The sequence below is a fragment of the Pseudomonas sp. N2-3-1-14 genome (assembly GCF_041228395.1).
Classification (GTDB): domain Bacteria; phylum Pseudomonadota; class Gammaproteobacteria; order Pseudomonadales; family Pseudomonadaceae; genus Aquipseudomonas.
This window is the reverse complement of the sequence record NZ_CP166199.1, coordinates 1,848,199-1,870,600: the sequence shown is the minus strand read 5'-3', so window position 1 is coordinate 1,870,600 and position 22,402 is coordinate 1,848,199. Positions and strand designations below refer to the sequence as shown.

At 61.3% G+C, this 22,402-nt stretch carries 19 protein-coding genes; 7 read left to right on the top strand and 12 right to left on the bottom strand.

Going from position 1 to position 22,402, the window contains the following annotated elements:
- Position 1: 1 nt before the first annotated feature.
- The 5 genes from hisC to mtnA form a co-directional block, all read right to left on the bottom strand.
- Positions 2 to 1,114, bottom strand: a complete 1,113-nt coding sequence (gene hisC, locus AB5I78_RS08665; RefSeq protein WP_369300576.1) for a histidinol-phosphate transaminase — start codon at positions 1,112 to 1,114, stop codon at positions 2 to 4.
- A gap of 9 nt (positions 1,115 to 1,123) precedes the next feature.
- Positions 1,124 to 2,218 (bottom strand): prephenate dehydratase, encoded by a 1,095-nt coding sequence (pheA, locus tag AB5I78_RS08660; protein ID WP_053132458.1) that lies wholly within the window; start codon positions 2,216 to 2,218, stop codon positions 1,124 to 1,126.
- On the bottom strand, positions 2,218 to 3,303 hold the full coding sequence (serC, locus tag AB5I78_RS08655) for a 3-phosphoserine/phosphohydroxythreonine transaminase (protein WP_145163139.1): 1,086 nt from the start codon (positions 3,301 to 3,303) through the stop codon (positions 2,218 to 2,220). The genes pheA and serC overlap by 1 nt, the downstream gene beginning before the upstream one ends.
- Positions 3,304 to 3,534: 231 nt before the next feature.
- On the bottom strand, positions 3,535 to 6,192 hold the full coding sequence (gene gyrA, locus AB5I78_RS08650) for a DNA gyrase subunit A (RefSeq protein WP_145163138.1): 2,658 nt from the start codon (positions 6,190 to 6,192) through the stop codon (positions 3,535 to 3,537).
- A 421-nt stretch (positions 6,193 to 6,613) separates the two neighbouring features.
- The gene (mtnA, locus tag AB5I78_RS08645) at positions 6,614 to 7,684 is read right to left on the bottom strand and encodes an S-methyl-5-thioribose-1-phosphate isomerase (protein WP_369300580.1); all 1,071 of its coding nucleotides are present in this window, start codon (positions 7,682 to 7,684) and stop codon (positions 6,614 to 6,616) included.
- A 109-nt stretch (positions 7,685 to 7,793) separates the two neighbouring features.
- Here mtnA and AB5I78_RS08640 point away from each other — a divergent pair, with 109 nt between their 5' ends.
- The 4 genes from AB5I78_RS08640 (at position 7,794) to AB5I78_RS08625 (ending at position 11,481) form a co-directional block, all read left to right on the top strand.
- Positions 7,794 to 9,125 carry a TRZ/ATZ family hydrolase gene (locus tag AB5I78_RS08640; protein WP_242193869.1) on the top strand — a complete coding sequence of 444 codons (1,332 nt, stop codon included), beginning with the start codon at positions 7,794 to 7,796 and terminating at the stop codon, positions 9,123 to 9,125.
- 63 nt (positions 9,126 to 9,188) lie between these two features.
- Positions 9,189 to 9,887, top strand: a complete 699-nt coding sequence (gene ubiG, locus AB5I78_RS08635; RefSeq protein WP_010211967.1) for a bifunctional 2-polyprenyl-6-hydroxyphenol methylase/3-demethylubiquinol 3-O-methyltransferase UbiG — start codon at positions 9,189 to 9,191, stop codon at positions 9,885 to 9,887.
- Positions 9,888 to 9,891: 4 nt separating this feature from the next.
- Positions 9,892 to 10,563 carry an N-acetylmuramic acid 6-phosphate phosphatase MupP gene (gene mupP / locus AB5I78_RS08630; RefSeq protein WP_106576876.1) on the top strand — a complete coding sequence of 224 codons (672 nt, stop codon included), beginning with the start codon at positions 9,892 to 9,894 and terminating at the stop codon, positions 10,561 to 10,563.
- A 177-nt stretch (positions 10,564 to 10,740) separates the two neighbouring features.
- Entirely contained in the window at positions 10,741 to 11,481 is a 741-nt protein-coding gene (locus tag AB5I78_RS08625) for a YciK family oxidoreductase (RefSeq protein WP_242193874.1), read from the top strand.
- A gap of 152 nt (positions 11,482 to 11,633) precedes the next feature.
- Here the strand turns inward: AB5I78_RS08625 and AB5I78_RS08620 are convergent, their stop codons facing one another.
- From AB5I78_RS08620 to AB5I78_RS08595, 6 genes are read right to left on the bottom strand one after another with little or no spacing between them, the layout of a single operon-like run.
- Complete coding sequence (locus AB5I78_RS08620; protein WP_369300581.1) at positions 11,634 to 13,148, bottom strand: ABC transporter substrate-binding protein; 1,515 nt, start codon at positions 13,146 to 13,148, stop codon at positions 11,634 to 11,636.
- A 1-nt stretch (position 13,149) separates the two neighbouring features.
- Complete coding sequence (locus AB5I78_RS08615) at positions 13,150 to 14,148, bottom strand: ABC transporter ATP-binding protein (RefSeq protein WP_262207572.1); 999 nt, start codon at positions 14,146 to 14,148, stop codon at positions 13,150 to 13,152.
- Positions 14,145 to 15,101: an ABC transporter ATP-binding protein gene (locus AB5I78_RS08610; protein WP_369300582.1), complete on the bottom strand. Its 957-nt coding sequence runs from the start codon at positions 15,099 to 15,101 to the stop codon at positions 14,145 to 14,147. Before AB5I78_RS08610 ends, AB5I78_RS08615 begins: the two co-directional genes overlap by 4 nt.
- Positions 15,098 to 15,955 carry an ABC transporter permease gene (locus tag AB5I78_RS08605; protein WP_369300583.1) on the bottom strand — a complete coding sequence of 286 codons (858 nt, stop codon included), beginning with the start codon at positions 15,953 to 15,955 and terminating at the stop codon, positions 15,098 to 15,100. Before AB5I78_RS08605 ends, AB5I78_RS08610 begins: the two co-directional genes overlap by 4 nt.
- A complete protein-coding gene (locus tag AB5I78_RS08600; protein ID WP_145163125.1) occupies positions 15,952 to 16,899 on the bottom strand; it encodes an ABC transporter permease in 948 nt (315 codons plus the stop codon). Before AB5I78_RS08600 ends, AB5I78_RS08605 begins: the two co-directional genes overlap by 4 nt.
- Entirely contained in the window at positions 16,896 to 17,789 is an 894-nt protein-coding gene (locus AB5I78_RS08595; RefSeq protein WP_370004349.1) for a proline iminopeptidase-family hydrolase, read from the bottom strand. Before AB5I78_RS08595 ends, AB5I78_RS08600 begins: the two co-directional genes overlap by 4 nt.
- 183 nt (positions 17,790 to 17,972) lie before the next feature.
- On the opposite strand from AB5I78_RS08595, the gene AB5I78_RS08590 reads away from it, so the two are divergent.
- Both AB5I78_RS08590 and AB5I78_RS08585 read left to right on the top strand, forming a co-directional pair.
- Positions 17,973 to 18,737, top strand: coding sequence for a LuxR family transcriptional regulator (locus AB5I78_RS08590; RefSeq protein ID WP_369300586.1), 765 nt, complete (start codon positions 17,973 to 17,975; stop codon positions 18,735 to 18,737).
- A gap of 93 nt (positions 18,738 to 18,830) precedes the next feature.
- The gene (locus AB5I78_RS08585; RefSeq protein WP_369300587.1) at positions 18,831 to 19,763 is read left to right on the top strand and encodes a proline iminopeptidase-family hydrolase; all 933 of its coding nucleotides are present in this window, start codon (positions 18,831 to 18,833) and stop codon (positions 19,761 to 19,763) included.
- Between the two features lie 100 nt (positions 19,764 to 19,863).
- Here the strand turns inward: AB5I78_RS08585 and AB5I78_RS08580 are convergent, their stop codons facing one another.
- On the bottom strand, positions 19,864 to 21,366 hold the full coding sequence (locus AB5I78_RS08580) for a nucleobase:cation symporter-2 family protein (RefSeq protein WP_369300588.1): 1,503 nt from the start codon (positions 21,364 to 21,366) through the stop codon (positions 19,864 to 19,866).
- Positions 21,367 to 21,524: 158 nt separating this feature from the next.
- Here AB5I78_RS08580 and AB5I78_RS08575 point away from each other — a divergent pair, with 158 nt between their 5' ends.
- Complete coding sequence (locus tag AB5I78_RS08575) at positions 21,525 to 22,358, top strand: nucleoside-binding protein (protein WP_369300590.1); 834 nt, start codon at positions 21,525 to 21,527, stop codon at positions 22,356 to 22,358.
- Positions 22,359 to 22,402 lie beyond the last annotated feature (44 nt).

Below are 22,402 nucleotides of genomic sequence, written 5' to 3'. Positions count from 1 at the left end.
ATCAACCACGAGCCAGAACCTTGGCCAACGCCTCCAGGAAGCGGCTGTTTTCCGCCGGCAATCCGATGGTGATACGCAGGTGGTTCGGCATGCCGTAGTTGGCCACCGGGCGCACGATCACGCCTTCGCGCAGCAGCCCCTGGAATACCGGGGCGGCGACTTGAGCAAGGTCGACGCAAATAAAGTTGCCCTTGGATGGAATCCAGCCCAGACCCAGCTCACGAAAACCTTCCTGCAGTTGCAGCATGCCGCTTTCGTTGATGCGACGACCCTCTTCCAGGTACTTGGCATCTTTCACCGCCGCACACGCCGCCGCCAAGGCAAGGCTGTTGACGTTGAACGGTTGGCGCACGCGGTTCAGCACATCGGCCACCACCGCCGTCGACAAGCCGTAGCCAACCCGCAACGACGCCAGGCCGTAAGCCTTGGAGAAAGTGCGCGACACCAGCAGGTTCGGGTACGCCGCGAGAAAATCCAGACCATCCGGTAGGTCGCTGCCTTCTGCGTACTCGATGTAGGCCTCGTCCAGCACCACCAGCACATGCTCCGGCACGTCTTGCAGGAAGTCGTTCAACGCTTGCGCATCGAACCAGGTGCCGGTCGGGTTATTCGGGTTGGCGATAAACACCACGCGGGTCTGGGCGTCGATGGCCGCCAGCATGGCCGGCAGGTCGTGCCCCCAGTCCTTGGCCGGAATAACACGTGCGTCGGCGCCGACTGCCTGAGTGACGATCGGGTAAACGGCAAACGCGTGCTCGCTGAATACCGCATTCAAGCCAGGCGCCAGGTAAGCACGGCCGACCAATTCAAGAATGTCGTTGGAGCCGTTGCCCAGGGTCACCTGGTTCAGCTCGACCCGGCAGTTTTGCGCCAGCAGAGACTTGAGGGCAAAACCATTCCCGTCCGGGTAGCGGGTCAGCTCAGCCAACTCATCACGAATCGCCGCCAATACCTTGGGACTCGGGCCCAGCGGGTTTTCGTTACTGGCCAGCTTGACGATCTTCGACGGGTCCAGGTTCAACTCACGCGCCAACTCGTCCACAGGCTTGCCTGGAACGTAAGGCGACAGTTGTTGCACGCCCGGCTGAGCCAGGGCGAGGAAGTTGCCACTCATGTTAAAGCCTCACAAAACCGCTTTCGGGTAAGAGCCCAGCACCTTGAGTGCCACGGCTTCCTGACTGATTTTCTCCAGCACGCCCTTGACCAGTGGGTCGCGGTGATGGCCGATGAAGTCGATAAAGAACACATAAGTCCATTTACCGCTGCGCGAAGGACGTGTCTCGATTCGCGTCAGGTCAATCCCGTTGTCGTGGAACGGCACCAGCAGCTCATGAAGCGCACCGGGCTTGTTGCTCATGGAGACAATGATCGAAGTCTTGTCGTCGCCGGTCGGCGGCACTTCCTGGCTGCCAATCATCAAGAAGCGCGTGGAGTTGTCCGGGCGGTCCTCGATTTTCTCGGCCAGGCGCGTCAGGCCATACAGGCCCGCTGCCATATCGCCGGCGATTGCCGCCGAATTCCACTCACCCTTGACCCGCTTGGCCGCTTCGGCGTTGCTGGACACCGCCACGCGCTCGACATTCGGGTAATGTGCGTCCAGCCACTTGCGGCACTGGGCCAGGGATTGGGCGTGGGAGTAGATGCGGCTAATGCTGTCGGTCTTGGTGCTCTCGCCCACCAGCAGGTGATGGTGGATACGCAGCTCGACTTCGCCGCAAATCACCATGTCGTGCTCAAGGAAGCTGTCCAGCGTGTGGTTGACCGCGCCTTCGGTGGAGTTTTCCACCGGCACCACGCCAAAGTTCACCGCACCGGCCGCCACTTCACGGAACACTTCGTCAATCGCCGCCATTGGCTTGCTGATCACTGCGTGCCCGAAATGTTTCATGGCCGCCGCTTGCGTGAAGGTGCCTTCAGGGCCGAGGTAAGCCACTTTGAGCGGCTGCTCCAACGCCAGGCACGAGGACATGATTTCACGGAACAACCGCGCCATTTCTTCGTTGCCCAATGGCCCCTTGTTGCGCTCCATCACGCGCTTGAGCACCTGCGCTTCACGCTCAGGCCGGTAGAAAACCGGTACTTCGCCTTCAGCCAGGGACGCCATTTTTACCCGTGCCACTTCCTGGGCGCACCGCGCGCGCTCACTGATCAGCTCCAGGACTTTCTCGTCCAGGCTGTCAATGCGTACACGCAGGGCCTTGAGTTCTTGCTCAGACATTAGCCGTGTTCCTTTTCGAACTCTGCCATGTAGGCAACCAGCGCGTGGATCGCGTTGATGTCGACAGCGTTGTAGATGGAGGCGCGCATGCCACCGACCGAACGGTGGCCCTTGAGGTTCAGCAGGCCGCGCTCGTCGGCGCCGGCCAGGAATGGCTTGTCCAGGCGATCATCAGCCAGACGGAACGGCACGTTCATCCACGAGCGGTCGGTCAGGTTGATCGGGTTGCTGTACAGGCCGCTGGCGTCGATGAAGTCGTACAGGGTGCGCTTCTTCTCTTCGTTGAGCTTGCCCATGGCGGCGACACCGCCCTGCTCTTTGAGCCACTCGAACACCAGGCCAGACAGGTACCAGGCGAACGCCGGCGGCGTGTTGTACATCGAGCCGTTATCGGCCGCGACCTTGTAGTTGAGCATGGTCGGGCACACCGAACGGGCGCGACCCAGCAGGTCTTCACGGATGATGTTGACCAGGATGCCGCTCGGGCCGATGTTCTTCTGCGCCCCGGCGTAGATCATGCCGTACTTGGACACATCGATCGGACGCGAGAGGATGTCCGAGGACATGTCGCACACCAACGGCACATCACCCACTTCCGGCACCCAGTCGAACTCCAGGCCGCCGATGGTTTCGTTCGCTACGTAGTGAACATAGGCCGCGTCTTTCGAGAGCTTCCACTCGTTCTGACCAGGGATGGCGAAGTAGTCGTAAGGCTTGGCAGTGCCCGCCACGTTGACGTGACCGTAACGCGAGGCCTCTTCAATGGCCTTCTGCCCCCAGATACCGGTGTCGATATAGTCGGCCGTGCCATCTTCGGGCAGCAGGTTAAGCGGCAGTTGAGCAAACTGCTGGCTGGCGCCGCCTTGCAGGAACAGCACTTTGTAGTGGGAGGGGATGTCCAGCAAGTCGCGCAGATCCTGCTCGGCCTTGGTGGCAATGGACACGAACTCATCGCTGCGATGGCTCATTTCCATCACGGAGAGGCCTTTTCCATGCCAGTCGAGGAGTTCACCCTGCGCGCGCTGCAGGACTGCTTCAGGAAGCGCCGCGGGACCGGCACAGAAGTTATAGGCTCTCTTGCTCACATCCAATCTCACTCTGATCTGGTGGTAGTCACACAAACATATCAGCCGACACCCAATCCAATGTGGGAGCGGGCTTGCTCGCGAAAGCGATCCAACAGGCGACATCTCTGGTGAATGTCAGTCCGCTTTCGCGAGCAAGCCCGCTCCCACACTCGATCTCCACAGCTGTCGATATTTCCGTTCGGACAAACAACAAGGGGGCGAATCTTCATCCGCCCCCTGTGTGTCCGCTTATTCCTGCGGTTCTTCTTCGTCTGCGGCAGCATCGAGGGTTGGCTCGTCGACGTTGTCATCGCCAGCTGCGATCACCTCGCCGTCGAACTCTTCACCTTCTTCCAGCTCTTCGCCTTCAACTTCCGACGGTTCCTGCACACGCTCCAGGCCGACCAGTTTTTCATCCTTGGCCAGCTTGATCAGGGTCACACCCTGGGTGTTACGGCCCAGGCTCGACACTTCGGCCACACGGGTACGCACCAGGGTGCCCTGGTCGGAAATCAGCATGATTTCCTCGCCATCGAGCACCTGGACCGCGCCGACCAGACGGCCGTTGCGATCGTTGCTGACCATGGCGATAACGCCCTGGCCGCCACGCTTGTACTCCGGGAACTCGGTGATCGCAGTGCGCTTGCCATAACCACGCGCCGAAGCGGTGAGGATCTGGCTGCCTTCTTCCGGAATCAGCATCGAAATCAGCTTCTGCCCTTCTGGCAGACGCATACCGCGCACACCGCGGGCAGTACGGCCCATGGCACGCACGTCGGATTCCTTGAAGCGCGTTACTTTGCCGCCGTCGGAGAACAGCATGACTTCACGCTCGCCGTCGGTGATGGCAGCGGAGATCAGCACGTCGCCTTCGTCCAGCTCCAGGGCGATCAGGCCCACGCTGCGCTGACGGCTGAAGGATTCCAGCGGGGTCTTCTTCACGGTGCCTTTGGCGGTAGCCATGAAGATGAAGTGACCTTCGGTGTATTCCTCGACCGGCAGCATGGTGGTGATGTATTCATCACTGTCCAGCGGCAGCAGGTTGACCAACGGGCGACCACGGGCGGCACGCGAGGCTTCCGGGATTTCGTAGGTTTTCAGCCAGTACACTTTGCCTTTGCTGGAGAACAGCAGCAGCGTGGTGTGGCTGTTGGCGACCAGCAGGTGAGCAATGTAGTCCTCATCCTTCACGCCGGTAGCCGATTTGCCTTTACCACCACGACGCTGGGCCTGGTACGCAGCCAGCGGCTGGGTCTTGGCATAGCCACCGTGGGAGATGGTCACCACGCGCTCTTCTTCCGGGATCATGTCACCCAGGGTCAGGTCGAGGCGCGCATCAAGGATTTCGGTGCGACGCACATCGCCGTATTCGGCGCGGATCACTTCCAGTTCTTCGCGGATCACTTCCATCAGGCGCACGGCGCTGCTGAGGATGCGGATCAACTCGCCGATCTGGTTGAGAATTTCCTGGTACTCGGCCAGCAACTTCTCGTGCTCCAGACCGGTCAGGCGGTGCAGGCGCAGTTCCAGAATGGCCTGGGCCTGTTCCGGCGACAGGAAGTACTTGCCGTCACGCAGACCGTATTGCGGGTCGAGGGTCTCGGGGCGGCACGAATCGGCGCCGGCACGCTCAACCATCGCCACAACGGCGCTGGATTCCCACGGCATCTTGATCAGCGCTTCTTTAGCTTCCGACGGCGTCGGCGAAGCCTTGATCAGGGCGATGACCGGGTCGATGTTCGACAGGGCAACGGCCTGGCCTTCCAGGATGTGACCACGTTCGCGCGCTTTACGCAGTTCGAACACGGTACGGCGGGTAACCACTTCGCGGCGGTGACGCACGAAGGCTTCCAGCAGATCCTTGAGGTTCAGGATGCGCGGACGGCCGTCGATCAGTGCAACCACGTTGATGCCAAACACGCTTTGCAGCTGGGTCTGGGCGTAGAGGTTGTTGAGGATCACCTCAGGCACTTCGCCACGACGCAGCTCGATCACCACGCGCATACCGTCTTTGTCGGACTCGTCGCGCAGCTCGGTGATGCCTTCCAGCTTCTTCTCTTTAACCAGCTCGGCGATCTTTTCGATCAGACGCGCCTTGTTCAACTGGTAAGGCAGTTCGGTGATGACGATCTGCTGACGGCCACCGACCTTGTCGATGTCTTCGATGATCGAGCGGGCGCGCATGTAAATGCGGCCGCGACCGGTGCGGTAGGCTTCGATGATACCGGCGCGACCGTTGATGATCGCGGCGGTCGGGAAGTCCGGACCGGGGATGTATTGCATCAGCTCATCGACGGTCAGCTCAGGGTTGTCGATAAGCGCCAGGCAACCGTCGATGACTTCACCGAGGTTGTGTGGCGGGATGTTGGTGGCCATGCCCACGGCGATACCGCTGGAGCCGTTGACCAGCAGGTTGGGGATCTTGGTCGGCATGACGGCCGGGATCATTTCGGTGCCGTCGTAGTTCGGCACCCAGTCCACGGTTTCTTTGTGCAGGTCGGCCAGCAGCTCGTGCGCCAGCTTGGTCATGCGCACTTCGGTGTATCGCATGGCCGCAGCGTTGTCGCCGTCGACCGAACCGAAGTTGCCCTGGCCGTCTACCAGCAGGTAGCGCAGGGAAAACGGCTGCGCCATCCGAACGATGGTGTCGTACACCGCAGTGTCGCCGTGAGGGTGATACTTACCGATCACGTCACCGACAACACGGGCAGATTTCTTGTACGGCTTGTTCCAGTCGTTACCCAGCTCGCTCATCGCGAACAGCACACGCCGGTGCACGGGCTTCAAGCCATCGCGCGCATCAGGCAGTGCTCGACCGACAATTACGCTCATCGCGTAGTCGAGGTAGGACTGTTTCAGCTCGTCTTCGATATTGACCGGGAGGATTTCTTTGGCCAGTTCGCCCATGAGAAGCCTGATTCCTTTTTCGGGTGAAACCTCGTCACATCCTATGGGACGAACGAAGCTCGCCGCTGCCGGCAGAGTGCCTGACAACGACTTACGACAAATCAACGAGTTATGACACGGATCTGCACGTTATGGGCAGCCCCTTGAGGCAGCCCTGGAAACCGCCGGATGTTATCACAATCGCCGCCACGCACCTATCCCCCAGATGCGCATGGAGCATAGTTAGTTGACGGATGACGGGCCTGAGGGCGACGAGAGGGGCTCAGAGGTAGGGTGGTGCTGTTTTTTGAGGGCAGATCCAAGGGTTTTATTGACTTATAAGACCAATCGGGGGCAAGCCCCTCCCACACTCGAAGTGTGAACACAATCAAAATGCGGGAGGGGGCTTGCCCCCGATAGCCGTCTGACAGTCGCCAACCCCTCAATGCAGGCGCTTACGGCACATCAACTTGGCCAGCTTGGCGGTGTCCGGGCGCTCAACGATGCCTTTTTCGGTCACGATCACATCAATCAGATCAGCCGGGGTTACGTCGAACACGGAATTCAAAGCAGCCACATCCAACCGTTGCCCCATGACCTCCAGCAACTCACCGGGATCACGCTCCTCCAGGGCGACGTCTTCACCCGTGGCCATCATCAAATCGAGTGTCGAGCTTGGCGCCACCACCATAAAGCGCACGCCATGGTGCATCGCGCACACGGCCAACTGGTACGTGCCGATCGTGCCGATCACATCACCGTTGGCAGCAATGCAGTCGGCGCCGACGATCACCCAGGTCACGCCCTTGGTCTTGAGGATATGCGCGCCAGCCGAGTCAGCATTCACCGTCGCCGCAATACCCTCGCCTGCCAGCTCCCACGCCGTCAGCCGCGAACCTTGCAGCCAAGGGCGCGTCTCGTTGACATAGACATGCTCGACCAACCCCTCCAGAAACGCGGCGCGAACCACCCCGAGGGCCGTGCCGACGCCGCCTGTGGCCAGTGCGCCGGCATTGCCGTGGGTCAGGATCGCCTGGGCGTTGCCCTGGTGCTTGCGAATCCGCTCGAGGCCCAACTGGGCCATGACCACATTGGCCTCCCGATCACTTTCATGGATCGCAATCGCTTCCGCCTCCAGCGCCGCCACCGGGTCGGCGTGCTTCTTGATGCGGTCCAGGCGATCGCGCATGCGCTTCAAGGCCCAGAACAGGTTCGCGGCTGTCGGACGGCTATCAGCCAACAGCGCGTAGTCTTCTTCCCACGCGGCCTGCCAGTCGCCGCCTTCAGCGATGCGTTCACGCGCGGCGAGCACCAGGCCATAGGCGGCGCTGATACCAATGGCCGGCGCGCCGCGCACCACCATCGTGCGTATGGCATCGGCCACTTCAGCCACAGAGGTGCAGGCAACCCAGGTTTCCCGAGACGGCAAGGCACGCTGATCGAGCAGGTGCAGCGCGCCATCACGCCATTCGATGGCTTTCACTTTCTCCGCTGCTAACAGTCGCTCGCGCATCCCTTACCCCGCACTCATGAACAAAAGCCGCCGATTATAGCGATCCGCCAGCCAGGACGCTCGGGTATACTTCGCCCTTCTTTTATAGCTGCCCGGGAAGAAGCCTGCGATGACCTCCACTGCCGCCCCGCTCGACTTATTGCTGCTGCCGACCTGGCTGGTACCTGTCGAACCTGCCGGCGTGGTGCTCAAGGAACATGGCCTGGGCATCCGTGATGGTCGCATCGCCTTTATCGGGCCACGGGCCGCGGCATTGAAGCTGGCCGCCACCGAGGTGCGCGAGCTGCCGGGCATGCTGCTCAGCCCGGGCTTGATCAACGCCCACGGCCATGCGGCGATGAGCCTGTTTCGCGGGCTGGCCGACGATTTGCCGCTGATGACCTGGCTGGAAAAACACATCTGGCCCGCCGAAGCCAAGTGGGTCGATGAAGCCTTCGTGCGCGACGGCACCGACCTGGCCATCGCCGAGCAGCTCAAGGGCGGCATCACCTGCTTCTGCGACATGTACTTCTACCCCAAGGTCGCCAGCGACTGCGTGCACAACAGCGGCATGCGCGCGCAGATCGCGATTCCGATCCTCGACTTCCCGATTCCCGGCGCCAGCACGGCCGACGAGGCGATTCGCCAGGGCATCGAGCTGTTCGGCGACCTCAAGCACCATCCGCGCATCCGGATCACCTTCGGGCCCCACGCGCCGTACACCGTGTGCGATGAAAACCTGGAAAAGATCCGGATAATTGCCGAAGAGCTGGACGCCTCGATCCACATGCACGTGCACGAAACCGCCTTCGAAGTGCAGCAGGCCGTCGAGCAGACCGGCGAACGCCCACTCGCGCGCCTGGGCCGTCTCGGCCTGCTTGGCCCGCGCTTCCAGGCCGTTCATATGACCCAAATCAGCGAGGACGACCTGGCTTTGCTGGTAGAAAGCAACACCAGCGTCATCCATTGCCCGGAATCGAACCTGAAACTGGCCAGCGGCTTTTGCCCGGTGGAGCGTCTGTGGCAGGCTGGCGTCAACGTGGCGATCGGCACCGACGGCGCCGCCAGCAACAATGACCTCGACCTGCTCGGCGAAACCCGTACCGCCGCCATGCTGGCCAAGGCCGTCGCCGGTTCGGCCACCGCCCTGGATGCCCACCGCGCCCTGCGCATGGCCACGCTCAATGGCGCGCGCGCCATGGGCCTGGAAAGCGAGATTGGCTCACTGGAGGTCGGCAAGGCTGCCGACATCGTGGCCTTTGATCTTTCGGGGCTGGCGCAACAACCGATCTACGATCCGGTCTCACAGCTTATCTATGCCACCGGACGCGATTGCGTGAAACACCTTTGGGTCGCCGGCAAGCAGTTGCTCGACGACCGGCAATTGACCCGCATGGATGAACAACAGTTGACCGCCACGGCCATTGCCTGGGGCCAACGCATCAGCGGGCACAGCGAATAACGCAGGGTTTGCACCTACGCTTGAACACCTGCAAACCGATTTATCCGATTTAGAGGATTCACCATGAGCAACGTCGACCACGCCGAAATCGCCAAATTCGAAGCCCTGGCTCACCGCTGGTGGGACCGCGAAAGCGAGTTCAAACCCCTGCACGACATCAACCCGCTGCGGGTCAACTGGATTGACGAACGCGTCAACCTGGCCGGCAAAAAGGTACTCGACGTCGGTTGCGGCGGCGGCATCCTCAGCGAAGCAATGGCCCAGCGTGGCGCCACCGTGATGGGCATCGACATGGGCGAAGCCCCGCTGGCCGTCGCGCAACTGCACCAGTTGGAATCCGGCGTAAACGTGGAATACCGCCAGATCACCGCCGAAGCCCTGGCCGAGGAAATGCCCGAGCAGTTCGACGTGGTCACCTGCCTTGAGATGCTCGAGCACGTGCCAGACCCCTCCTCGGTGATCCGCGCCTGTTTCCGCATGGTCAAGCCAGGCGGCCAGGTGTTCTTCTCCACCATCAACCGCAACCCCAAGGCCTACCTGTTCGCGATCATCGGCGCCGAATACATCATGAAGTTGCTGCCGCGCGGCACCCACGACTTCAAGAAATTCATCCGCCCTTCCGAGCTGGGCGCCTGGAGCCGCCAGGCCGGGCTGACCGTCAAAGACATCATCGGCCTGACCTACAACCCGCTGACCAAGCACTACAAGCTGGCCAACGACGTTGACGTCAACTACATGATCCAGACCCTGCGCGAGGAGTAAGCCTGTGAAGTTGCGAGCGGTTCTCTTCGATATGGACGGTACATTGCTGGACACCGCGCCGGACTTCATCGCGATCTGCCAGGCGATGCGCGCCGACCGCGGCCTGGCGCCGATCAACGACCAGCACATCCGCGATGAAATCTCCGGCGGCGCGCGGGCGATGGTTGCCGTGACCTTCTCGATGGACCCGGAATCCCCAGGTTTTGAAGCGCTACGCCTGGAGTTTCTGGAGCGCTACCTCAAGGGCTGCGCGATCCACAGCAAGCTCTTCGACGGCATGGAAGAACTGCTGCAGGACATCGAAAAATCCAACCTGGTCTGGGGCGTGGTCACCAACAAGCCGCTGCGCTTTGCCGAACCAATCATGCAGCAGTTGGGCCTGGCCGAGCGGTCGGCGCTGCTGATCTGCCCGGACCACGTGAAAAACAGCAAGCCAGACCCGGAGCCGCTGATCCTGGCGTGCAAGATGCTCGACCTGGACCCGGCCAGCGTGCTGTTCGTGGGCGATGACCTGCGCGATATCGAATCCGGCCGCGACGCCGGCACCCGTACCGCAGCGGTCACGTTCGGCTACATCCACCCGGACGACAACCCCCGCAACTGGGGCGCCGATGTCGTGGTGGACCACCCGCTGGAACTGCGCAAGGTGCTGGATAACGCACTGTGCAGTTGCTGATTGTTAGACGATCTCGCCAACACTGAGATCAATGTGGGAGCTGGCTTGCCTGCGATAGCGGTCTGCCAGCCAGCACATCTGGAGACAGGCACTCTGCTATCGCAGGCAAGCCAGCTCCCACCTGAAATGGATTCCACTTCAAGAGCTGCAACATCTTGAATTCTGTCGAGGCTATTTATGTTTGATTACTGCGCACGTCCAGAACTGCTCAAAGGCCGGGTGATCCTGGTGACCGGCGCCGGTCGCGGGATTGGCGCGGCGGCGGCAAAAACCTACGCCGCCCATGGCGCTACCGTGCTGTTGCTGGGCAAAACCGAAGCCAACCTGGCTCAGGTGTATGACGAAATCGAAGCGGCAGGCCAACCGCAACCGGTGGTGATCCCGTTCAACCTCGAGACCGCCCTGCCCCATCAATACGATGAGCTGGCCGCGATGATCGAAAAGGCGTTCGGCCGCCTCGACGGCCTGCTGCACAACGCCTCGATCATCGGCCCGCGCACGCCGATCGAGCAGCTGTCCGGTGAGAATTTCATGCGGGTGATGCACGTCAACGTCAACGCGATGTTCATGCTGACCAGCACGTTGCTGCCGCTGCTCAAGCTGTCCCAGGATGCGTCGGTGGTGTTCACCTCCAGCAGCGTCGGGCGCAAGGGCCGTGCCTACTGGGGCGCGTACGGCGTATCGAAGTTTGCGACTGAAGGCTTGATGCAAACCCTGGCCGATGAGCTGGAGGATGTCGCGTCGGTGCGTTCCAACAGCATCAACCCAGGCGGCACGCGCACCAGCATGCGCGCTCAGGCATACCCAGGGGAAAACCCGATGGAAAGGCCGGCGCCGGAAGAAATCATGCCGGTGTACCTGTACCTGATGGGGCCGGACAGTGCGGGCATTAATGGGCAGGCGTTTGATGCGCAGTAAAACCTGACACAGCACAAATCAAACTGTGGAACCGGGTTTAAGTGGGAGCTGGCTTGCCTGCGATGGCATCACCGCGGTGTATCTGACATACCGAGTTGATGCCATCGCAGGCAAGCCAGCTCCCACATTGGTTTGCGGTGTATCTTGGGGGGTTAGTTTTTCACCACTTCTTCCAGGGTGAAACGCCCCAGCGGGTTCTGCAGGAAGTTGCTCACATTCTTGCGTGAGATATTGATGTACGGGCTGTAGTACAGGTCGATCCAGTTCACATCCTGTTTCGCCAGCTTCTGCAACTCGACGTACATCTGCTCACGCTTGACCGGGTCAGCCTCGATCCGCGCGGCCGCCACGAGTGCCTTGACCTTGTCGTTCTTGTAGCGGGTCATGTAGTTCTGGTTGGTGTCGTGGCCGAGCACGAAGGTGGTTTTCTGGTCCGGGTCGAGGATGTCGTTGGTCCAGTACATCACCGAAATATCGTACTCACCGTCCACCAGCATCTGCCAGCTTTGGGTCGGGTCGACTTTCTGCAGGTTGGCGGTCACGCCGACCTTGGCCAACTGGTCCTTGATGATCACCGCAATCTGCTCGTCGGCTTCGTTGCCGGCGTTGACCACGTAGTTGAGCTTCAAGTCCTTGGCCCCGGCCTCCTCCAGCAGCTTCTTGGCGGCGGTCGGGTCATACGGGCGTTGCAGGTTGTTGGCGTAGTGGTACAGCGAGCCTTTCGGGATGTAGGAATAGGCCACGGTGCCCTGACCGTAAGTGGCGGTCTTGACCAGCGATTGTTTGTCGATGGCCATGTCCAGCGCCTCGCGCACTTGCGGTTTGGCCAGCAAGCCGTGGGCGTGGTTGATCAGCAAGTGGTCTTCGCGGGTCGACGGGTCGGAGTGGATCACCACGTTCTTGTCTTTTTTCAGCTCTTCCACGCGGGAGAACGGTACGAAGATCGCCGTGTCGAGCTCGTTGTTCTGCACCATGCGCATGCGCGTGTTGTCGTCGGTAACCGACACCCACTCAACACCATCCAGGCTCACGTTGTTAGCCTGCCAGAAGTTCGGGTTCTTCTTCAAAATCACCCGGTCGCCCTTACGCCACTCGTCCACGGTAAACGCGCCGGACGTCACCGGGTTTTCCGAGTAAGCGTCTTCGCCCATCTTGGTCATGGCTTTTTCCGACAGGATCGACACCGTCGGCGACGCCAATTGCGAGAGAAAGGCCACAGCCGGAGTTTTCAGGGTGACCACCAGGGTGCGCGGGTCCGACGCCTTGGCGGTGTTGATCAGGCTGAACGGGTCGCTCCACAGCGAGGCCTTGTTGTCGCGAATACGCAACAGGCTGAACGCTGCGTCGTCGGCGGTGATCGGCGAGCCGTCGGAAAACTTCGCCTCGCGCAGCTTGAAGGTGTAGGTCAGGCCGTCCTTGGAAATGTCCCAGCTTTCTGCCAGGCCCGGCTCCATCTTGGTGCCCAGGTTATCCACGCGCACCAGCGTGTCGTAGACGTTGGCAAACACCCAGGTGTCGCGGTTTTGCGCGCTTTTGATCGGGTCGAACGTGGTGCTGTCTTCACGGCAGCCGATGGTCAGCACACCGGCGGCCTGGGCCAGGCCGGCAGTAAGGGACCAAGCGGTCAACGTAGCGGCGGCGAGCAACTTCAAATGGCGGGATTGCATGTCATAACTCCTTGTTTAGGACGGCAGAAAGGGTTAATGGCGCTTCAAGCACGCAACTGTATCGATGCTCGTGCAGGAAATGCGTCGGCGGCAACACCACGGAACACATCGTTCGGGCGTACCGGCAACGCGGGTGAAAGGCACAGCCTGTGGGCAAATTCAGCGGGCTCGGTGGCTCACCGGGCAAAGGTTCTGCAGGCAACGGCCGATGCGGATCGATCTCGGGGATCGCCTCGATCAGCGCCGCCGTGTACGGATGGCGCGGTGCGGTAAACACCGCTTCCACCGGGCCTTCCTCGACGATTTTGCCCAGGTACATCACGGCGACGCGGTCGCACAGGCGCCGCACGATGGCCAGGTCATGGGCGATAAACAGGATCGCCAGGTTCATGCGCTGCTGCAGTTCCAGCAACAGGTTGATGATCTGGCCCTGGATCGACACATCCAGCGCCGCCACGCATTCATCGGCGATGATCAAGCGCGGTTCCACCGCCAGCGCCCGCGCGATACCCACACGCTGGCACTGACCGCCGCTTAGAGAGCCGGGTTTGCGACTGGCCAATTCGGGGCGCAGGCCGACCAGATCGAGCAGTTCATTCACGCGGGCCGGTATCTGCTGCGGCGCGACTTTGCGCTGCACGCGCAACACTTCGGCAAGGGTTTCGCCGATGGTGTGGCGCGGGTTCAGCGCGGCGTACGGGTCCTGGAAGATCATCGCGGTTTCATGGCGCAGGCGGGCGATATCAATAGCGCTGCCGTGGGCCATGTCCACGCCATCGAACAGCACTTGGCCAGCGCTGATCGGGTTGAGGTGCAGAATCGCCCGGCCGAGCGTGCTCTTGCCGCTGCCGGACTCGCCCACCAGCCCCAGGGTTTCACCGGCGGCCAGGTTCAGCGAGACACCATTGACCGCCCTCACCCACTGTTTATTCAGGCCGAACACACCGGTACCGGACGCTGCGAAACGCACCTCAAGATCCTTGATCTGCAACAGGCTCATGATCGGTCTCCCAAGGGATAGTGACACGCCACCCGCGCGCCTTCCGGCAACAACTGCGTGCACAAGGCGCCCGCCTGCGCACAGCGCGGGTTGAAGCGACACCCTTGCGGCAGTGCGTCCAGCAACGGCGGCTGGCCGGGAATCGTGCGCAGCAACGCGTGCCCACTGCTGTGGGCGGGCTGGCAATCAATCAGGCCGGCGGTGTACGGGTGTTGCGGGTTGGCCAGCAACTCGTATTTGCTGCCGTGCTCGCACAGGCGCCCGGCGTACATCACCGCGATGGAATCACAGGTTTGCGCCACCACACCGAGGTCGTGGGTGATCATGATGATCGACAGGCCGCGCTGGTCGCGCAGCTCCAGTAACAGGCGCAGGATCTGCGCCTGCACGGTGACATCAAGGGCGGTGGTCGGCTCGTCGGCAATCAGCACTTTCGGGTTGCAGCCCAGCGCCACAGCGATCATCGCGCGCTGACGCATGCCACCGGAAAACTCGTGGGGGTAGTTGTCGACCCGCGCCTTGGGATCGGGAATGCCGACCTGGCGCAGCACGTCGATGGCTTGCAGGCGCGCGTCTTTTTTCGACGCGCCCTGGTGCAGGCGAATGCCCTCGGCGATCTGCTCGCCGATGCGCATCAACGGGTCCAGGTGGCTGCTGGGGTTCTGGAAGATCATGCCCAGTTGCCCGCCGCGCACGGCGCGCATGCCGGCATCGTCCAGCGTCAGAAGATCCTGCCCGGCCAGGCGCACAGCAGCGCCTTGCACGCGCAAGTTGGGCGATGGCAGCAGGCGCATCAACCCGCGACAGGTCAGGGTCTTGCCCGAGCCACTCTCGCCCACCAGGCCGAGGATTTCACCCTCGGCCAAGTCAAAGGACACGCGGTCGACCAAGGTGACATCGTGCCCGGCATTGTTGGCGATCACGCTGAGGTCACGCACTTGCAGCAGGCTCATGCGCGATCCCCCAACACTTGCGCCACGCCATCGGCGAGCAGGCTGAAGCCCATGGCCAGCGTGACGATGGCCAGGCCCGGAAAGGTGCAAATCCACCAGGCCGTGGTGATAAACGCCTGCCCTTCGGCCACCATCGTGCCCCACTCGGCGGTCGGCGGTTGCACGCCCAGGCCCAGGTAACTCACGGCGGCGCCATTGAGCAGCACCAGCACGGCGTCAGACATGGAAAACACAATCGAACCGAACATGGCATTGGGCAGCAAATGCCGGAACAGAATGCGCCCATGGCCAAAGCCCAGGCTTTTGGCGGCCAGCGCAAACTCGCTTTCCTTGAGCACCAGGATCTGCGAGCGGATCAGCCGCGCATACGACACCCAGCCCACCAGCGCCATGGCGATATAAAAGCTTTTCAAGCCTGGGCCGAGAATCGCCATGATCGCCAGCATCAGCACAAGAAACGGGAATGCCAGGATCACGTCGATCACGCGCATGCAGAAGCTGTCGAAGCGCCCACCGATGTAGCCGGAAACCGCGCCGATGAAGGTGCCGATCATGAACGGGAAAATTACCCCGACAATGGCCAGTTGCAGGTCGATGCGCGCGCCCCAGATCACCCGCGAAAGGATGTCCCGCCCGTAGTTATCCGTGCCGAACGGGTGCGCCAGGCTAGGTCCGAGCAAACTGATGTTAGTGTTCTGCGCGATCGGGTCAAACGGTGCGACCCACGGTGCAAACAGCGCCAGGGCCAACCACACCAGCAGGATCAGCAGGCCCCACGCCGCCGTCAGCCGGCCATTGCGAAACCCGAAACGCAGGCGCAAACGCCACGGGGCAATCAGTGGGCGGCTGCTCATTGCATGTTCACCCGTGGGTCGAGGGCGACCGTCACCACATCGGCGACGAAGTTGACCACCACCGTCGCACAGGCCAGCACCATGGCCACGCCCTGCACCACCATGTAGTCACGGGTGAAAATGCCGCGCACCAGCAATTGGCCAATACCGGGAATGGCGAACAGGCTCTCGATCACCACCGTGCCGCTGATCAGCCAGCCGATGTTCACCGCCAGCAGGTTGACCGCCGGCACCAGCGAATTGGGCAACACATGCCGACGGAACACGGCGGCCTCCGACAGCCCGCGCGCCCGCGCGGCGGTGACGTGATCGGCCTGCAACTCCATCAGCATGCTCGCGCGCAGGTTGCGCACCAGCACCGCCGACAGCGCCAGGGCGATGGTCAGGCACGGCAGCAGCATATGGTGGGCCTTGTCCAGCCAGGTGCGGCCGTAGCCAGACACCGGGAACAGGCCCCACTTCACACTCAGCAACAGAATCAACATCAAGCCCAGCCAGAACGCCGGCATGCCCAGGCCGACGGTGGTGAACACGCGGATCAGGTTGTCCGCCCAGCCGCCTTTATTGCGCGCCGCCCATGTCGCCAGCGGCAGCGCAATCAACAGCGCCAGCAGCACGCTACCAAGCACCAGCACCAGGGTCGGCTCGATGCGGGTGACGATCAGCTTCAAGGCATCGACTTTGTACAGCAGCGATTGGCCGAGGTCGCCCTTGAGCAGGTTCTTCAGGAAGTAGAAGTATTGCAGCCACAACGGCTGATCCAGGCCGTATTGGGCGCGGATTTTCAACAAGGCATCCGGCGTACTGCGCGAGCCGAGCAAGGCCCGGGCCGGGTCGCCCGGGATCGAGCGCACCAGCACAAAGGTGATCAGGCTGATGCCAAACAGCACCGGCAGCAATTGCAGCGGCCGGGACAGCACAAAACGGTAGCGCGCCAGGTTCATCCGTCAGCCCGGTGGCGCGCGAGGAAGTCCAGCAGCACCGGGAAGTACGCGTGGGGCTCCTCATAAAAAGGCATGTGGCTGCTGTTGGGGAACACGTGCAACTCGGCATGCCTGGCGGCCAGCTTCATGCGATGGGCGCAGGCGGGCGTGAGCTCATCGTGCTGGCCAGTGGTGATCAGGATCGGCATCTTGAACTCGGCCATCTCGGGGATGCGGTTCCAGTCCTTGAGGTTACCGATATAGAGGAATTCGTTGGGGCCTTGCATGGTTTCGTACGGGCCCATGTTCCAGTCGCCGAGCGAGCGTTTGACCGGGTCTGGCCATTCGTCCAGGCGGCAGACGTGGCGGTAATTAAGCAAGGTGATGGCGGCCTGGTACTGCGGGTGGTCCAGAGTGCCCATGGCTTCATGACGCTGCATCATGGCCACGGTTTCGCTGCCGAGGGCGCCGCGCAGGCGTTCGAGTTCCTGGGACAGGTGCGGAATGTCGCCGACGGTATTTTCGAGGATCAGGCTTTTCAGCGCATCGGGGTAATGGATGGCGTACTCGATGCCCAGCCAGCCGCCCCAGGAATGCCCGAGCAGGTGCACGCGGCCCAGGTCGAGGGCCTTGCGCACGGTTTCGACTTCTTCGACATAACGGCTGATTTCCCACAAAGAAACATCAGTCGGTCTGGCTGATGCGCCGGTGCCAAGCTGGTCGAATGCAACCACTCGCAGGTTATGCTCTTTGAGCCAGCCATGGGCGTCGCGCAAGTAGTCACACGGCAGGCCCGGGCCGCCATTGAGACACAAGAGCACCTCATCGCCAGCGCCAAAGCTGTAGACCACGAGGTTATGGCCGTCGACTTGCACGTTGTACTGCTGGTCGGGGGCAACTTCACGCCACATGCATACATTCCTTGTGTTGTATCGGCCTGGCAGGTAGCGGCCGTTAATCTGGCCAACACTACCGAGGATGCCGTGCGTCCATAACCTAGTATTTCTTATAGGTTTGGCCTGGCAGTCCTTCGCCGGGGCGTGGCATTCTACTTGCCGCAAGTCGAGATTCAAATGAATTCGGGAGCAGAACGGATGCTGACCAGGCTGACTGCCTTCAATAATCGTCTGATGCCGGGCAGGAGCCTGGATGAGCAGATGGACAATACCTTTATCCTGGCCCAGCAACTGGGCTTCGACGCGCTGGTGTACGACTACACGCCGGTGCCCATCGACCAGGACGGCTCGCTGATCACGCCCTCGGTGCTGGAGCTGCGCAACACGCCGCCCGACTGGCATGCGTTATGGTGCAGCGAAGGGTTTTACCAGATCGACCCGGTGCAACACCTGGCCCTGAGCACGGTGTCCCCGTTCGTATGGTCCTACGAGGCAAAAGCCCAGACCGTGCTGCAAAAAATCATCGACCCCTGCCACGCTCCCGTGTCCTCTTACCTGCATGAACGCCAACTGACCTGCGGCGTCAGCGTGCCGATTCACCTGCCCCGCGGCGGTTTCGCGTCACTGACCGGTTTGCGCACCGGCAAGGCCAGTACAGTGTTGAAGGATGCGCAGCAGACCCTGGCGGATTTCAGCCTGATTACCCATGCCCTGCAGGAAGCGGCCTACCCGCTGTTCAGCAAAGAACTGCGCACTTACCCGCATATTCACCTTACCAAACGCGAGCGTGAATGCCTGAAATGGGCTGCCGACGGCCTGACCGCTGCCGAAATCGCCACCCAGTTGAGCCGCTCGCTGGCGGTGGTCACCCTGCACCTGGCCTCGGCGATGCACAAGTTGGGGGCCAAGAACCGCGTGCAGGCGGTGGTTCGCGCCACGCATTACCGCTTGCTGGAAGACTGACCCGTGGGCAAAACCTAGCTGTTTTGCTAGTTACTTAAACTTCACGTGCGGACTATCGTAGCCCTGATCCTTTTTTTCAGAGCAGGGTACGAAATGGACTTCATCGAGAAAGTGCGCGAAGGTTATGCGGCATTCGGCGCCTACCAGACCTGGTACCGCGTCACTGGCGACCTGACCACCGGCCGTACACCGTTGGTGATCATCCACGGCGGCCCCGGCTGCACCCATGACTATGTCGACGCCTTTAAAGACGTGGCTGCCAGCGGCCATGCGGTGATTCACTACGACCAACTGGGCAATGGACGCTCCACCCACTTGCCGGACAAAGACCCGTCGTTCTGGACCATTGGCCTGTTCCTTGAAGAGTTGAACAACCTGCTGGACCACCTGCAGATCAGCGACAACTACGCGATCCTCGGGCAGTCCTGGGGCGGCATGCTCGGCAGCGAGCACGCGATTCTGCAGCCCAAGGGCTTGCGCGCGTTTATCCCGGCCAACTCGCCCACCTGCATGCGCACGTGGGTCAGCGAGGCCAACCGCCTGCGCAAACTGCTGCCTGAAGGCGTGCATGAAACCCTGCTCAAACACGAACAGGCCGGCACCTACCAGGACCCGGAATACCTCGCCGCCTCACGGATTTTTTACGACCACCACGTGTGCCGCGTCATCCCGTGGCCGGAAGAAGTGGCCCGCACCTTCGCAGCGGTGGACGCCGACCCGACGGTGTACCACGCCATGAGCGGCCCGACCGAGTTTCACGTGATTGGCAGCCTCAAGGACTGGAATGTGATTGGCCGCCTGTCGGCGATCAATGTGCCGACCCTGGTGATTTCCGGCCGACACGACGAAGCGACGCCGCTGGTGGTCAAGCCGTTTCTGGATGAGATCGCGAACGTGCGCTGGGCGCTGTTTGAAGATTCCAGCCACATGCCCCACGTGGAAGAGCGCCAGGCGTGCATGGGGACCGTGGTGAAGTTTCTGGATGAGGTGTGCTCAGTGCCGCACAACGTCCTCAAGGCGGGCTAACTTCCCCTGTGGGAGCGGGCTTGCTCGCGAATGCTGTGTGTCAGTCAATGAAGGGTTCGACTGATCCACGGCATTCGCGAGCAAGCCCGCTCCTACAGTTTCAGACTGCGGTGGTTTCAGGTTTTACGGCCTTCCTGGGCGCATCCGGCACCAGCGGAATCTCTCTCCCGTCGGCATCAAACAACTTGCCGCCGCTGAAGTAATCCCCGTCGCGCAATGCCGCCACATCGTGGAAGCACAAGCTGCGCTCAGTCCCCGCCACGAACACCGACTGCTGGTCCGAGTTACCCGCAGTGAAGTGGTTGAACGCCAGGTTCAACAGGATCGCCATGATCGCCGACGAGCTGATGCCCGAGTGGAAAATGGTCGCGAACCAGGTTGGGAAGTGGTCGTAGAAGTTCGGCGCAGCGATGGGGATCATGCCGAAGCCGATAGACGTGGCCACGATGATCAGGTTCATGTTGTTGCGGTAATCCACCTTGGACAGCGTGCGAATACCACTCGCCGCCACAGTGCCGAACAGCACGATCCCGGCGCCGCCGAGCACCGACGTCGGCACGGCCGCGATCACCCGGCCCATAAACGGCAACAGCCCCAGCACCACCAGAAACACCCCGCCCGTGGCCACCACAAAGCGGCTCTTTACCCCGGTCACCGCCACCAGGCCGACGTTCTGGGCGAACGCGCTTTGGGTGAATGAACCGAAGATCGGCGCGAACATGCTCGACAGCATGTCGGCGCGCAAGCCATTACCCAGGCGCTTGGAATCGACCTTGGTGTCGATGATCTCGCCCACCGCGAGGATGTCCGCCGAGGTTTCCACCAGGGTGACCATCACCACGATGCACATGGAAATGATTGCCGCCACCTGAAAGGTCGGCATGCCGAAATGGAACGGCGTGGGGAAGCCGAACATTGGCCCCTGGGCCACACCGGAGAAATCCGCCATGCCCAGAAACACCGCGATCACCGTGCCGATCACCATCGCCAACAGAATCGACAGCCGCGAAATTGTCGCGCTGCCGATCTTGCTCAGCAGCAACACCAGCACCAGGGTCAACGCCGCGAGGCCGATATTGGCCATGCTGCCGAAGTCCGCCGCGCGGCTGTTGCCGCCCATGGCCCAGCGTGCCGCCACCGGCATCAGCGTGAGGCCAATGGTGGTGATCACAATGCCGGTGACCAACGGCGGAAAAAACTTGGTGATCCGTGAGAACACCGGCGTGATCAGCAAACCGATAAACGACGCGGCCATCACCGCGCCGAGAATCGCCGGTATCCCGCCGGCGCCATCACTGCCGACTATCGCCACCATGGTTGCCACACCGGCAAAGGACACGCCCTGCACCAGCGGCAGCTGGCAGCCAAAAAATGGCAGACCGAGGGTCTGCAACAGCGTGGCCAGGCCACCGGCAAACAGCGACGCGGCGATCAACAGGCCGATATCCGCCGGCGATAAACCGGCCGCCTGGCCGACGATCAACGGCACGGCAACGATGCCGCCGTACATGGTGAGCACATGCTGCAGGCCGTAAGCCATGTTGGCGGCGGCGCCAAGATTCTCATCTTCTGGCCGCTGCGGTAACGCCTTCGGGATAGTCATGGTGAGGGGTTCTCTGTTTTTGTTGTGCGAGCACTGTATGCAATGTTTGGACTGTATGTCCATAGAGTTGTATACAATCAATCGAACAAGATACCCTCCATCGGCGTTACAAAAACAAATCGGCCGTCATGAGCCAGAACGCCAAAGGACCTAAAACAATGAAAAAGGCATTACAGGGCGCAACCGTTGCATTGACCCTCCTCGGCGGTGGGGAGGCCGTCGCGGTGGAATGGATGAACAACAGCGTAGGATTTCGCTACGGCCAACACTTCACCAATCCGAATAACCCCGATGACTTCAGCAAACGCATCTACAGCTTCACCCACGCCAGTGGCTACCAATACGGCAGCAACTACCTGAACCTGGATGTGTTCCTGTCCGACAGCCACGACCCGCGCAAGGGCACCGACCATGGCGGCAGTGAGGTCTATGCCGTTTACCGGCATCAACTGTATGCCTCGCGGGTGTTTGATGTGCCGCTCGGCACCGGGCTGATCAAGGATTACGCGCTGACGCTGGGCTTTGATGCCAACCGCAACAACAACGTCGCCTCAGCCAAAAAGCGCGCAGTGGTGATTGGCCCGACGTTGAAGTTCAACACGGTCGGTGTGTTGGACCTGAGCCTGATGTACTACAAGGAAAAGAACCACACCGGCATCCCCGGCGCGCAGGAGTCAAACCATACGTTTGACGACACCTACATGCTCAACCTGACGTGGATGCGCCCGTTCGACATCGCCAACCATGCGGCGAAATTCCAGGGTTTTATCAATTACGTCGGGGAGAAAGGCGAGGACTACCATGGCCGCGACACCGCGCCAGAAACGCTGATGCGCACCGCGCTGATGGTCGCGGTACGGCCGGGTAAAAGTGTGAAGCCGAACCTGTATCTCGGCGTGGGTTACGAGTACTGGCACAACAAATTCGGCGTGGACGGCGGCCGGGGGACCCGGACGTCAACGCCGACAGTGAATATGGAAGTTACCTTCTAGCCACTGAAGAAACCCAATCAACTGTGGGAGCTGGCTTGCCTGCG

Excerpts from the sequence above, each read along its gene's own strand:
- hisC (WP_369300576.1), bottom strand. The coding sequence starts at position 1,114 with ATGAGTGGCAACTTCCTCGCCCTGGCTCAGCCGGGCGTGCAACAACTG.
- pheA (WP_053132458.1), bottom strand. The coding sequence starts at position 2,218 with ATGTCTGAGCAAGAACTCAAGGCCCTGCGTGTACGCATTGACAGCCTG.
- gyrA (WP_145163138.1), bottom strand. The coding sequence starts at position 6,192 with ATGGGCGAACTGGCCAAAGAAATCCTCCCGGTCAATATCGAAGACGAG.
- mtnA (WP_369300580.1), bottom strand. The coding sequence starts at position 7,684 with ATGCGCGAGCGACTGTTAGCAGCGGAGAAAGTGAAAGCCATCGAATGG.
- AB5I78_RS08640 (WP_242193869.1), top strand. The coding sequence starts at position 7,794 with ATGACCTCCACTGCCGCCCCGCTCGACTTATTGCTGCTGCCGACCTGG.
- ubiG (WP_010211967.1), top strand. The coding sequence starts at position 9,189 with ATGAGCAACGTCGACCACGCCGAAATCGCCAAATTCGAAGCCCTGGCT.
- AB5I78_RS08625 (WP_242193874.1), top strand. The coding sequence starts at position 10,741 with ATGTTTGATTACTGCGCACGTCCAGAACTGCTCAAAGGCCGGGTGATC.
- AB5I78_RS08620 (WP_369300581.1), bottom strand. The coding sequence starts at position 13,148 with ATGCAATCCCGCCATTTGAAGTTGCTCGCCGCCGCTACGTTGACCGCT.
- AB5I78_RS08615 (WP_262207572.1), bottom strand. The coding sequence starts at position 14,148 with ATGAGCCTGTTGCAGATCAAGGATCTTGAGGTGCGTTTCGCAGCGTCC.
- AB5I78_RS08610 (WP_369300582.1), bottom strand. The coding sequence starts at position 15,101 with ATGAGCCTGCTGCAAGTGCGTGACCTCAGCGTGATCGCCAACAATGCC.
- AB5I78_RS08605 (WP_369300583.1), bottom strand. The coding sequence starts at position 15,955 with ATGAGCAGCCGCCCACTGATTGCCCCGTGGCGTTTGCGCCTGCGTTTC.
- AB5I78_RS08600 (WP_145163125.1), bottom strand. The coding sequence starts at position 16,899 with ATGAACCTGGCGCGCTACCGTTTTGTGCTGTCCCGGCCGCTGCAATTG.
- AB5I78_RS08595 (WP_370004349.1), bottom strand. The coding sequence starts at position 17,789 with ATGTGGCGTGAAGTTGCCCCCGACCAGCAGTACAACGTGCAAGTCGAC.
- AB5I78_RS08590 (WP_369300586.1), top strand. The coding sequence starts at position 17,973 with ATGCTGACCAGGCTGACTGCCTTCAATAATCGTCTGATGCCGGGCAGG.
- AB5I78_RS08585 (WP_369300587.1), top strand. The coding sequence starts at position 18,831 with ATGGACTTCATCGAGAAAGTGCGCGAAGGTTATGCGGCATTCGGCGCC.
- AB5I78_RS08580 (WP_369300588.1), bottom strand. The coding sequence starts at position 21,366 with ATGACTATCCCGAAGGCGTTACCGCAGCGGCCAGAAGATGAGAATCTT.
- AB5I78_RS08575 (WP_369300590.1), top strand. The coding sequence starts at position 21,525 with ATGAAAAAGGCATTACAGGGCGCAACCGTTGCATTGACCCTCCTCGGC.